The organism is Croceicoccus ponticola (assembly GCF_004004515.1).
Lineage (GTDB): Bacteria > Pseudomonadota > Alphaproteobacteria > Sphingomonadales > Sphingomonadaceae > Croceicoccus > Croceicoccus ponticola.
Window position 1 is genome coordinate 68,566 of record NZ_RXOL01000003.1, and the last position, 12,334, is coordinate 80,899.

Genomic DNA, 12,334 nt, shown 5'->3' on the forward strand with positions numbered 1-12,334 from the left:
CATGACCGAGCTCAACTTCGACTTTGTCGACAACCTGAATGGCAATTCGCTGGCCAACGTGCTGGTGCGGGCGTTGCGCTATGGCGTCCCCCATGGCGAGCTGCTTGGTCAACTCACAGAGCGCCCAGCCCGGCTCGACATCGCTTCGGCCTACTTCAGCCCAGCAGGCTTCGCCCAGATCGCTAACCATCTCGAGGATCTGGAACGCATCCGCCTGATGATCGGCGCAGAGCCCCCACGGGACGCCAAACCGCTTCAGCGTCGTCTAGACGAGACCGAGGCGGCCTTCCAGAAGCGGTTGATCCGGGAGGGGCTCGACGAGCTGGATCAAGGCCTGCGGCACGAACGCGACCATTTCCCCTTCACCAAGGCCGGACGGGCTTCGCTAAAGAAGTTGATCGAGGTGCTGCGGGCTGGCCGCATGGAGGCGCGGCGCTATGAGAAAGCCTTCCTTCACGCCAAGGCCTACATACTTTCCAATCGGGAGGGCGCCGACGCGACGGGCGCAGGGTTGTTCGCCGGCTCCTCCAACCTGACCCGGGCGGGTGTCACCAGCAACCTCGAGCTGAACCTCGGTCGCTTCGATCCCATAATCCATGGCCAGGCGACGGCCTGGTTCGAGAGGCTATGGGACGAAGCGGTCCCGGTCGACCTCGCTGCCCTCTTCGAGGAGGTCTTCGCGGAGTACACTCCTTGGGAGATCTACCTGCGCGTCCTCTGGCGCATTTATGGCTCGGAAGTGGCGCAGGAGCAGGATAACGACTCTGGCCTGCCGTTGACCAACTTCCAGAAGCACGGAGTCGCCCGGGCGATGCGCCTGATGGCGGAAAATGGGGGCGCAATCGTTGCCGACGAAGTGGGCCTGGGGAAGACCTTCATCGCAGGCGAGATCCTTCGGAGCTACAAAGAGCGGCGGTTACGAACGCTTCTGATCTGCCCGGCACAACTGCGGGATTCCACCTGGGCCAAGTTCCGCACGAACAACTTCCTGATGGACGTTGAGTGCGTTTCCTACGAGGAGCTTGCGATAGACCGCCAGATTGCGATGGCGGATCCCAACCAGTTCCAAGACAAATTAAAGCGTCCACTGGACGAGTACCAGTTGGTGGTGGTGGACGAGGCCCACAACTATCGGAACCCGGACGCGCCGACCCGAGCCCGAGTGCTCCGAAGGTTGCTATGGGGGCAACGGCGCGACGTGCTGCTGTTGACGGCGACACCCGTCAACAACTCGCTGTGGGATCTCTACAACCTGATCCGCTACTTCATCCGGCAGGACAGTCTCCTGGCGGACCGAGGGATCCTCTCGATCCGGGAACGTTTCGAGGAGGCGGCCCGGGAAGAACCAGACCAGTTGTCACCCGACATGCTGTTCCCAGTGATCGACGCGACGACGGTGAAGCGCACCCGCCACTTCGTGAAGAAGCACTATGGCGGGGACACGATCACCTTCGCAGGTCAGACGATGACGATCGTCTTCCCGGAGCCAAAGCCGATCACGGTACGCTACCCTTTGGCCGCGCCTATGCCGGAGCTTTTCGACCTGGTGGAAGCCGCGCTGGATCCGGCCGAGCTCGATGCCGGTAACCCGCAGGCCATGACGTTCGCCCGATACGCCCCGGGTCTCTATCCAAAGCGCCTCGACCTTCAGGATCAAGAGGAACGCGCCCGCGCGTCTGCCACAGTCGGCTTGTTGCGCTCGGGTCTTTTGAAGCGGTTCGAATCCTCTACCTTCGCCTTCGGCCGAACGCTCGCGAAGCTGATCAAACAGCATGAGGATTTCCTTGAACTGCTGGGCCAGGGGCATGTGGTGAACACTCGATTCCTGAAGGACCTTGCGGCCACCGATGATGACGTGGAGGGCTTGCTCTCTAACCATGACGGGGTGGAAAGTACTGCCTTCTATGACGTCCCCGGCCTGCAACAGGCTGTCGAGCGCGACCTTGCGACTCTGAGAGGTCTTGCCGGAAAGATCGCGGCTGTCGGCCCCCAGAACGATCCTAAGCTCGAGGCTTTGGTTCGCACGTTGAAGGAGATCGCCGCGGAAGCCGAGGCAGAAGCGAGCAGCGAAGACGACGCCCGACAGAAGCGGAAGGTGCTGATCTTCTCATTCTTCGCCGATACGGTGGGATATCTTCGCAATGCGCTTGCCGACGTGGCCCGCACGGACCCCGAGCTTGGGATATACGCCGGACGGATCGTGGCCGTAGCCGGATCGGTCGACGTCGAGGAGGACGAGATCGGCCGCAGGACGGCGGTGGAGGGTTTCGCGCCCATCTCGTCGGAAGCAGTGGACGGGAATGACCGGTTCGATCTGCTCATCACCACGGACGTTTTGGCGGAGGGCGTCAATCTTCAGCAGTGCCGCCACATCATCAACTACGACATCCCCTGGAACCCCATGCGCATGGTGCAGCGCCATGGCCGGATCGACAGAATCGGCAGCCCGCATGCGCGCGTGTTTCTGCGCACCATTTTCCCGGCTGATCGACTGGATGCGCTGCTGAACCTCGAGCAGCGGATCCTGCAGAAAATCGCCCTGGCGGCTGCGAGCGTCGGCGTAGTGGCTCCGGTGGAAGGGGCGGCCGACGGCTCCCAAGTCTTTGCGGAGACTCGGGAAGAGATCGAGCGCCTGCTGGCCGAGGACCCAACGCTTTTCGAGCGGGGGCTTGCCGGTAGCGCAGGCCAAACGGGCGAGGAATACCGCCAGACACTGCGCAAGGCCCTGGAGGCTGGAGGATCGCGGACGCAAACGCTGCCAATGGGCATCGGCTCGGGAATGGTGAAGGGCAAGGAGCAGGGCGTCTTCTTCTGCGCTTCGGTGGGAGACCGCACCTACCTGCGGTTCATCCCTTGCTCCACAGACTGGATCTACGATCCCGAACGCCCTCTTCATCGCGAGCTCGGCCGCTGCCTGCGTATTATCGAATGTGAACCTGGCACTGCAAGGCATGTGCCGGAGGCACTCGAAGCGAATGTGTTCGATCTCTGGGAGGTGGCAAGGGCATCAGTGCACGAGGCGTGGATGGCCGAAACGGATCCAGCTAACCTGCAGCCGAAGGTGCGCCCGCTCAACCTTAGGGTAGCGGAGTTCATCCGTCAGAACCCTCTACCCGACGGGGAGGCCCAGGATGTGCAGAAAGCCCTCGACATCTTAGAAGCCCCTTGGCCGCGGCGGGAGGAGCTTCTGCTGCGCGAATGGTTCGCAAACGAGGCGATGCAAGGGGCACCAAAGACCAAGGACCTGGTGCGGAAAATCAACGACAGCGGCCTGCCGCCGTTCAGCCAGCCGCCCGTCCTCCCCCCCATCACGCCCAATGATGTCCAACTGGTGTGCTGGATGGGCATTGTGAACGAGGCGGTACTCTCGGCCACATCATGATCTCCTATTTGCCGCTGTGCGGGCCATCATCGCCCACTGCTCATAGCGAACTGGGCAACCCTACAACTACCCTTCGCCTTTCGTCTGGCGGGCTTTCGATCGGGCAGTGAGTCGATTCCACATTTCTGTCCCAGTATGCTGTAAGTCCCCTGGCGGAGAGAAAGCAGGGCACCAAAGCCTGGGCGTAGGGGTGGTGTCATCGTCACCACCTAAGGGCACCGAGGGACCCATAGCGCAACACCGACGGTGGCAGGCCTATGGCCCCCTCGGCTACTTCAGGGTCACCAAGGGTAGGAATGGGTGAGGACACCCAACCACGTCCTGTAGGTGATCGTAAAAGGCCTGCTCGAGCACCTGCCGACCAACGTCTGCCATCGATCGTGGGACCACAATGCAGTCGTGAACCGGCAGGGCCGCAACACCATGGCTGTCTCGCATGACCTCGACAGCCGACAGGATGATTTCGCTCTCGTGATACTGAAGGTCGGCATTGGTCAGCCCGCAGGTCTCGAGGCTCTGGAGGATTGGGTGCCGTTCGATGAAGGCCTTCTTGACTCGGCTGAATGGCCTGCCTCCCGCAGACAGCTTGAAGCTGCCCAAGGCTATCGTGCACCAGGCCTTGGCTCGCTCAGTGCTGATCCCGTCTCCGATGTCGTATGGGGGCCGATGGTTATCGAACGGCTCCCCCAAGAGCCCGTATAGGATCGTGAGAAACGCGGCAGAGATGTCCGCCTCCATTACGGGTTCGCCCTCCAGTTCGATGATCTGTCTTCGCGTTTGTGCGCCACCCTTCCAGCTTTCGTAGGCGTCCCATCCAGGTAGGGTGTTTAGGCGTCCTCCCCATTGCCATTGAAAGCCCGGCAGGTTGGCGTTGGAGAAGATACGGCGCAGGCCCCCGAAGCTGAGCCCCTCGACCCTACCGGGTTCCAGGAGGAAGGCGTTCATGCGCTCCATGCGTGCAGCGATCTTGCAGGCCAACGGGTCTGAGGGGTCCCAGTCGAGATCCTGAGGCGGTGGTCGCTGTCCCGCTTGGTCTTTTTCGATCTTCTTTCGAGCCACGACCACTTGTGCTCCGTCGGATAGGTCGCGCTTCCCATGGGTGAAATCGGAACTGGTCTGCTTAGCCCGAAGGAGCTCGTGACCATCAGCAAGCTCCAGAAGAGCGGGGGTGGCCTGGAAGAGCGAGGGCACGTCGCGCTCAGTGCCGAACGGCCCTTCCTTCACGCGATGCCCCTTGCGGTGGTCGATGAGCCCCTCGGCGATCAGCGCGTTCATGACCCTACGAAACGCCAGACGCCCGACCGGGCATGGCGAGGAGAAGCTACCGTTCCGGACGCTTCGGGAGGACGCTCTTTGCTGACGGGTCGCATTGATGACATCCGCCATGATCGCCCCGAGCGCGTCGCCACACTTCTTCGCCGAAGCCGAGGTCAGCGTGCCCTCTGCTTTCAAGATCGAGGGCAGGACCCGAGAGGACATCAGATCGGCCACGAGCATCTGCGCCTCTGGCGTTCTGGCTCGGCCCTGTAGAGACATGAACCGCGCCCTCTCTTGCAGCGAACGACGGTCAGTCAGATCGAGATCAGAAAAGCGCAGAAAGGAAGCCTGGGCTCGTCTCGAAGCCGTGGCGAACTCTGACGCGGAACTTGATGAGGTGTCCAAGGGCAATGACCTGTACAAACGAGTTGCGCTCCATAGGTCTCCCGCAGCACCCACTCCAGCGCAATCGAGCTGATAGCCTCAACGCCACGGCCAAAAACCGGCTCAAGGAGGAGAAAGTAGCGGTTTCTGCGGCCTCAAAGCTGTTCAGCTTACCCGATTATTTCCTCATGCAGATCAGGCAGCCAACGCACGGTAAACCGAAGCCCTGCCGATCTTGAGCTGCCTGCTGATCTGGGTCGGGTTGAGACCCTCCTCCTTCAGCCGCCGTACGTCTTCCACCGGCACCGAAGGCTTCCTGCCCTTGTAGACACCGGCAGCCTTGGCCTTGGCTATGCCTTCCAGCTGACGCTCCCTTCTCAGGGCCGTCTCGAACTGGGCGAACACGCCAAGCATCTGGAGAAACGCAACGCCTGCTGGTGTGGTGGTATCAATTGGCTGCTCTGTGGCTTGAAGGTGGGCTTCCTTGTCCCGAATGACCTGTGCGATGGCCTCCAAGTCCTTCACAGAACGCGCCAGGCGGTCGATGCGGGTCACGACCAAGGTATCGCCCTCGTGCAGGAACTCCAGGATCGTATCCAGCTGATCGCGGCCTTGCCTGGTAGTGCCACTCTTTTTCTCTGAGCGGACGATGGTGCAGCCAGCCGCCCTGAGCGCGTCCTCTTGAATGGTGCAGTCCTGATCTTCGGAACTTGCCCGTGCATAACCGATCTTCGTTGTCATGATGAATGTGTCTCAATAGCTTCTTAGACCATTTCCACTAAATGTCCGAAATGCCAATGTCAATGCTAATGAGACGCTGGAACTGTCTCAGATAGGTGTGTCGGTGAGGTAAACCCTGCGGACGCCAACAAGGCCTGACGATGCCAGGGCGTAGTCAGGTTGTCGTGCGTTCAATGGGTCCCCTTCGGTCACACAGATGGTACCAAGAGTGTCGATGGTAATGCAGACTTGAAACAGGCGGCTTCGCTGCAAATCGTATATGCAGGCCGGACCTTGAGTGCTGTCGGCGGTGGCTCGCACAATGTAAGCCAATGCTTCGATTTGGATCCAGCGCCCCGCGAGGAGCTCTTAGCGAAATGCATCAAACCCAAGTCTTGCCCCGCTCACGCCGTTGACGGTGCTTATAGCAGCCATTTCCCACGCCAAATTACAGAAAGGAGCAAGCCTTTAGCCTTTCTATGTTTCCTAAACATGAAATCTGCTTTCAGTATCAATCAAGGCAAAGGTGCCTCCAGTGCCGAACGAACCATTTCCCCCCTCAAATCACGCTGTGCCCTGTTGTTCACAGCTTCTCGTGCTGCCAAACTGTACTCACTCGACAGGTTCTGCTCCATCACCTGGAGCTTTATTCCCGCGTCAACCGGTGCCTGCTCGCGCAATTTTGGTAGCCTCGCTAATTCAACCACCAAGGTGAAGAAGTTGGCCTTGTTCCACCACATCGACGATTTATTGAGGTTCATTTGGACAATGAAGTCGGCGGTCGCATTCAAAACTGAAAATAGTTCTTTCTTTTCAGGAAATACTTCTGACTTCTCATCGAGAAACTTACGAACTCTGTCGTTTCTATTGTAGTAGCCAGCGAGGTAGGTGCAGATAACGTTTAAGGAAAACATTAACGGAACTTTACGGTCAAACTCAAAGGTAGTGAATATCGCTTCAGTGCGGATTAGCGTGGCGAACGACCCTTCCGCATTCTCAACGATCCAATCCCAGGTGGCTTCCTCAATTCCCGGGTCCCTACTGAACATGTTGCCTGGAATGGTTTCGGCATCATCCTCACTCCCGACGTCGCCTAGTTCCTCAATCGGTACTTCAGTCTTTAGAATTTCTCCAGCCAGTGCCCTGGCGACGAGCAAGAATTCTGAGGCTGAGTATTCAGAGGCTAGCTTTTCGATAGCTGATAGTGCGTAATAAGTTCGATTTAGCCGATGAAAGACGTCTTTTAGTCTCGGATCGCCCGCCTCAAGGTCAAAGTCTATCACAGGGACTTCATATTTAAGGAAGTCTTCTTTTTGCCTTGAAGTGAGGTCCCGGAATGATTTCCCATCCACCTCAAGCTTACCGTCAATAAATTCTCGAATGGCATTCAAGCGTTGTTGACCGTCCACGACCGCCTGGCTGGATGTCATGTTCTCAACATCAATCTTTCCTCTAGCTAAGAAGATTTGCGGGAAGGGGTAGCCCCTTAAAATCGTGTCAATGAAATCGCGTTTATGAGCGTCCCTCCACACTAGATTTCGCTGGAAATAAGGCGAAAGCGTCAGGCTAGAATTCTTCATAGCTGTCGCAAGGTCAACGATTTCTCGTGATCTAACAGTATATTTCAATTCATTCTGCATGACATATTACCTCATCACGGTTGCTAGAGAACTGTCTTGTTTCCAGCAAAATGCATATTCGTTTAAGTAAATCGCCAGCGATATGCGTTTAAATAAATCCGTGTGTTTGCGGCTAACTCTCCCTTGGAAAGTTGACCAAGCAGTCTTAGTTTCAGATAGTGGCATAGCGTCTACTCTGATCATCCCGCGCTTGACAATCTGCTCACGAAAAACGTTAATTTCATCTGTCGTACGATGGCCAAATGGCGTGAGGTCGGTGAAAGCCCTCGTCGTCTCTATGACATCGATCCAAGCTCGCTGGAACAACTGAGCATCGATGCAGGCAGCATCCAGATCAGAGACCCCTGGTTGGAAGAGCTGGTCCTTATGGACGCTAAAACCAATTTGGGCTGATCCGCAGAAGCTTACAGCTGTATAGGGAATAGAAAATTGCTGTGAGATTTCCGTTTTGATACGGAATTCGCGATCCTGGTCTCTTGATAAAGAGGCGGGGCGCTCTGTTATGAAAAGGCGTCGAGCTCTTTCCTCGCGGTTTGGGAACCGCTTGCCAATTGACCGGACTTCGCCCTTCAAAATCTCTAGTGTCACTCTGCGCTTACCCCAAATTTCCGGTCTTCATCCGGCTCCTTAGGCCAGCTCACGGTAATGGGCACGTAAAATACTTAGCGAAGTGGCGTAATAGTATAGGAAACTTCCGCCTGCCTTAACTCTGTCGGATCGTCCTACTCATACCGGTTGACCGTTCGGATCTGATTTTCCCATGGTTCATGCTAGGCATTTGATGTGGGTCCCTGTTTAGGACCCGAATTGAGCCAAAGGCTTGAAACTTGTACACACAGGTAGTACACACAGCGTCGATCAAGAGTACAAGAAATAGCTGATTTCTGCGGTTCTTAGAGTCTACTATGGAAGTCCTCTTCTGGCACTCGAACCCGCCCCCTCTGATAAATCAGGACAAAACCCAGCCTTGGACGAGGACTCGAACCCGGAGCCCCCGACCTCTCCTCTTCTGGGCACCATTTAACTACTTCTGGACATAGCTGTTGGCAGCAATAAACTACTGTTACTCGGTGGCTTATTGTCTCTTTTGGACTCTGGCTGCCTCACTGTGTTTCTCGATAATCCACCCGATTCGGGCGCATCATTGGGGGCATTTGGCGAGTTTTAGGGTCCTCCTTCAGAAGAAGCGGCCCATGCCTCTCACCGACAAAGGAATTAAAGCTCTTTCTCCGCGTGCAAAACCATACAAGCGCGCTGATGAGAAAGGGCTCTACGTCGAGGTGATGCCTAGCGGGTCGAAGCTTTGGCGCCAGCAGTACCGATTTGCTGGCAAGGAAAAGCGGCTCAGCCATGGCTCCTAACCACTGCTCTGCGAAGATTTGAGGGGCCTGGGGATCACCGTCCGGTTCAGCGCGGATCCTGTCAGTGCCGTCCAAGCGGCAAGGTCGATGTGATCGTCGATCGGGCAATGCCTTGATAAATCCACCATGTCCCGCAACGGGAATGCCCTTCGATAAAGGGTTACCGCACTTGCGAGAAAGGCTCTTTCAGTTAATATTGGGTTTAGTGAGGGGTATGACCTATCCCTCGGGATCAGTTGAAGTCATTGTTTTGCTTATTGTTACTGCGATTTCACGTTTTGGCCCCGGACTAGACGGATCGGTTCGGCGGTCTTGATTCGCAGGTGGGGCGGCCAAGAGGGGTTTATGTTGTCTGAGCCGGACATTTTCATTTCCTATAGTCGCGAGGATCGACCGATCGCGCGCCTCTTCGCCGATGCACTCGGCGACGAGGGCTTTGATGTGTGGTGGGACGCTGCGCTCCATTCGGGCGAAACTTTCGACGAAGTGATCGAACGCAACCTTCGCGCGGCCAAGGCCGTGGTCGTGCTGTGGTCGCCGCGCTCGGTCGCATCTCGCTGGGTGCGGGCGGAGGCGACGCTGGCGGATCGCCGTGGCCGACTGGCGCCGGCGATCATCGAAGCGTGCGACCGGCCGATCATTTTCGAACTGACCCACACTGCGGAATTGTCGCATTGGGCGGGTGACCGCAACGACAACACCTGGGGCCAGTTCGTCGCGGATCTGAAGAGGTTGGTGAGCGAGAATTCGGTCGCCGAATCCCGCATCGCGACAAAGACAGTCAAGGCGACCATACCTGCCGCGCCCGAACCCGCGCCCCAACCCTCTATCGAGGTTCCCACGCCGCCTGTTTCCGAAGCACGGGCCGAACCGCTTTTCGGCGGTCGCACATCTTCGGCCTTTCCGCGCTTTACGCGCCAGGAGCCGGATGAGGATGACGGAAGCGATCAGACGCAGTTCTTCAGCCACGCCGACAGCCCATTCAATCAGGCCGAGCAACATGTGCTCGAACTGCTTGACGAAGGGGAGGATGCGGACAGCTACGCGATCGGTCCACTGGGCGTGCGGATTGGCCGGACAGCGCCGGCGGACGTGGTCCTGCTCGACCCCAGAATTTCGCGCACCCATTGCGAGGTGGTCTTCGCCAATGGCGAAGTGGTCGTGTCCGATCTCGATTCCACCAACGGCACTTTTGTCGACGACGAGAGAATAGAAGGCACGGTCGCCCTACCCGTCGGTTCGATCCTGCAGGTTGGCGGCATCCGCCTTGTCCACGAAGTTCGCGCGCCCGTCGCGGCACGCTAGGGATTCTTGAAAACTTGACGGCAACGCACCCACCGCGCCCGCGCCTTACCCTCAATGTAGGTATTACCGGCCATCGCGGAAACGCGATCGACGGCGATATCGTCGACGATCTTGGCATCCGCCTCGACACCGTGCTCGGATCGTTGCGAAACGGGGTGAGCGCCATGAGCGACGATGCACCGAGCTATTTCTCGCGCGAAGCGCCGCTGCTGCGGTTTCACACGGCGTTGGCCACCGGAGCTGACCAGATCGCCGCGAAATCGGCTCGCGGGCTCGACTATCAGGTGCGCGCGGTGCTGCCGTTTTCGGAAGCGGAATATACTCACGACTTCGCTTCGGGCGAAGAACATCGGGAGTTCAAGCGTCACGTTTTGGCGGCGGACGAAGTGTTTTGCCTGCCGGGTAGGCGCGCGCACGAAGACGATGCCTATGTCCTGGTCGGCAAGGCAATCATCGCAGCCTCCGACGTGCTCGTCGCGGTATGGGACGGCGAAGAAGGGCGCGGTCGCGGCGGCACGGCCCATGTCATCGAATTGGCCCTGCTGGCGTACGTGCCGGTCATTCATATTCAGGTCGATCGCGAAAACAGCACAATTGCCAACGCACGCCTTCTGGTCGGCGGCGACGTGATCGATCCGCTGGTCGAACCGATCGACGCTCCGTCAGACTACCTTCGCCTGTTGCAGCGCACTCTGGCTCCTCATTCGGAAATCGAAAAGGAACAGATGGGGGAATATCTCGAAGAGATCGAACGCCGCACCAACTGGCGCATCGAATATCCGGCGATGCTGGCGTTGTTGGGCGTAAAGCGAATGCCTAGTCGGCCCTGGCATCAAGGGCGCGTCGTCGATGGCCATGAATCGGGCAACGGAAAATCGGGCGATCTCGACACCCGGAACCTGGATGAGGCCTACGATTGGGCCAACTTCCTTGCCATCCGCTACGCACAGCTGTTCCGCAGCGGGCACGTTACCAACTATGGCCTGGCCGCGTTGGCCGTAATCGTCGCGTTGACCGGGCTGATCATGCCCACGATCAAGATCTACCTCGTCATGGTGGAACTCTCGATCATCGGGTTGTTGTTTTACAATACGCATATCGGCGGACAGGGCGAATGGCATCGCAAGTGGCTGCAATATCGCCACCTTGCCGAATCGCTTCGCCCCCTCGCCTATCTCAAGCGCACCGGATTGGCCGGACCGCCGGTTCGCGCCGATTTTACCGGACCCATAGGGCGGCATTTCGAAAGCGCCGACTGGACCCGGTGGTACGCTACCGCGATCTGGCGTGAAATGGCGGCGCCTGTCGGCACGATGACCGATGTGACGATCCGGCAGCTCGCTGACGACGTGCTGGAAGAGCAGGTGCGCCCACAGGCCGCCTACCACGAGGTCAACGCCAGCCGCATGCACAAGATCGACCACAAGCTGCACGAGGTGGGCAACTTCCTCGTCGGCGGGGTGATCGCAGCATGTACGCTATATATCTTCGTCTATTTCTTCCTGCACGACTGGGTAAAGCCGCTGACCGCGCCGTTCGTGTTCGTCACCGCAGGGTTTCCCGCGCTGAGCGCCGCCGCCTTTGGCCTGCGCGGGCATGGCGAACATCTCGTGACGGCAAGCCGATCGCACAACACCGTCCGTGCACTGGCCGCGAACGAGGCGAGGCTGGCCGAAATCAGGGAAATCGACGACCTGACCGCCGAACTGCGCAACACTGCCGCGATCATGCTTGCCGACCTCAACGAATGGTCGCTGGCCTATCGCGAACGCACCTTGCAGGTACCCGGCTAGTCTTCTTTTTCCATTTCGGTTTCGGTCTTGGTCGGCAGACGGTCGGACCATAGTCGTTCCATCATGAGGTATGTGAACGAGGCGCTCCACGTCACGAGCACCAGTCCTGCGAGCGCTTCCAGTCCCGCGACCATCCGGATCGCGCCATGCGGCACGATATCGCCAAGGCCAAGCGTCGTGTACGACGCGATGGAAAAGTAGAAATGGTCGACGAACCAGCCGGCCCCGCCATAAGTCGCGCCCATCAGCCTGCCGAAGCCCCCCGCTTCGATCAGGGCAAGCAAGATCGCGAAAAGCAGAACTTCGACAAGATGCAGCGTGAAGATCGTGAACAGCACGACGAGCAAGGGGCGTCGCACCTTCGGCTCGCGGTGCTGGACCAGCCAGGCCAGCCACCGCAATCCGAAGAAGTGCATCTCGATGCTAAGCGCCACGCCGATAAACGCGGCGATCAGCCCGACAACGGCGTCGGTCAGTATCAACGTGCTGATC

9 protein-coding genes are annotated in these 12,334 nt (G+C 58.3%); 4 read left to right on the forward strand and 5 right to left on the reverse strand.

What is annotated here, in order from left to right; all coding sequences use genetic code 11:
* Position 1: 1 nt before the first annotated feature.
* Entirely contained in the window at positions 2 to 3,382 is a 3,381-nt protein-coding gene (locus EKN06_RS08335) for a helicase-related protein (RefSeq protein ID WP_127612457.1), read from the forward strand.
* 270 nt (positions 3,383 to 3,652) lie between these two features.
* Here the strand turns inward: EKN06_RS08335 and EKN06_RS08340 are convergent, their stop codons facing one another.
* The 4 genes from EKN06_RS08340 to EKN06_RS08355 form a co-directional block, all read right to left on the reverse strand.
* Positions 3,653 to 4,879, reverse strand: a complete 1,227-nt coding sequence (locus tag EKN06_RS08340) for a hypothetical protein (RefSeq protein ID WP_127612458.1) — start codon at positions 4,877 to 4,879, stop codon at positions 3,653 to 3,655.
* A gap of 339 nt (positions 4,880 to 5,218) precedes the next feature.
* A complete protein-coding gene (locus EKN06_RS08345) occupies positions 5,219 to 5,764 on the reverse strand; it encodes a recombinase family protein (RefSeq protein WP_127612459.1) in 546 nt (181 codons plus the stop codon).
* Positions 5,765 to 6,258: 494 nt separating this feature from the next.
* Positions 6,259 to 7,383, reverse strand: coding sequence for a DUF262 domain-containing protein (locus EKN06_RS08350; protein ID WP_127612460.1), 1,125 nt, complete (start codon positions 7,381 to 7,383; stop codon positions 6,259 to 6,261).
* A 6-nt stretch (positions 7,384 to 7,389) separates the two neighbouring features.
* Complete coding sequence (locus tag EKN06_RS08355) at positions 7,390 to 7,971, reverse strand: hypothetical protein (protein ID WP_127612461.1); 582 nt, start codon at positions 7,969 to 7,971, stop codon at positions 7,390 to 7,392.
* A gap of 605 nt (positions 7,972 to 8,576) precedes the next feature.
* Between EKN06_RS08355 and EKN06_RS08360 the strand changes: the two genes are divergently transcribed.
* The 3 genes from EKN06_RS08360 (at position 8,577) to EKN06_RS08370 (ending at position 11,842) form a co-directional block, all read left to right on the forward strand.
* Positions 8,577 to 8,744, forward strand: coding sequence for an Arm DNA-binding domain-containing protein (locus tag EKN06_RS08360; protein WP_127612462.1), 168 nt, complete (start codon positions 8,577 to 8,579; stop codon positions 8,742 to 8,744).
* Positions 8,745 to 9,089: 345 nt separating this feature from the next.
* The gene (locus EKN06_RS08365) at positions 9,090 to 10,049 is read left to right on the forward strand and encodes a TIR domain-containing protein (RefSeq protein WP_127612463.1); all 960 of its coding nucleotides are present in this window, start codon (positions 9,090 to 9,092) and stop codon (positions 10,047 to 10,049) included.
* Positions 10,050 to 10,063: 14 nt separating this feature from the next.
* The gene (locus EKN06_RS08370; RefSeq protein WP_127612464.1) at positions 10,064 to 11,842 is read left to right on the forward strand and encodes a hypothetical protein; all 1,779 of its coding nucleotides are present in this window, start codon (positions 10,064 to 10,066) and stop codon (positions 11,840 to 11,842) included.
* On the opposite strand, the gene EKN06_RS08375 is transcribed toward EKN06_RS08370, so the two are convergent.
* Complete coding sequence (locus EKN06_RS08375) at positions 11,839 to 12,324, reverse strand: potassium channel family protein (protein ID WP_240654693.1); 486 nt, start codon at positions 12,322 to 12,324, stop codon at positions 11,839 to 11,841. The genes EKN06_RS08370 and EKN06_RS08375 overlap by 4 nt on opposite strands.
* Positions 12,325 to 12,334: the final 10 nt, after the last annotated feature.

Bases quoted from the DNA above. Each gene is read 5' to 3' on its own strand.
- EKN06_RS08345 (WP_127612459.1), bottom strand. From the start codon at position 5,764: ATGACAACGAAGATCGGTTATGCACGGGCAAGTTCCGAAGATCAGGAC.
- EKN06_RS08340 (WP_127612458.1), bottom strand. From the start codon at position 4,879: ATGCTCGTGGCCGATCTGATGTCCTCTCGGGTCCTGCCCTCGATCTTG.
- EKN06_RS08360 (WP_127612462.1), top strand. From the start codon at position 8,577: ATGCCTCTCACCGACAAAGGAATTAAAGCTCTTTCTCCGCGTGCAAAA.
- EKN06_RS08335 (WP_127612457.1), top strand. From the start codon at position 2: ATGACCGAGCTCAACTTCGACTTTGTCGACAACCTGAATGGCAATTCG.
- EKN06_RS08350 (WP_127612460.1), bottom strand. From the start codon at position 7,383: ATGCAGAATGAATTGAAATATACTGTTAGATCACGAGAAATCGTTGAC.
- EKN06_RS08365 (WP_127612463.1), top strand. From the start codon at position 9,090: ATGTTGTCTGAGCCGGACATTTTCATTTCCTATAGTCGCGAGGATCGA.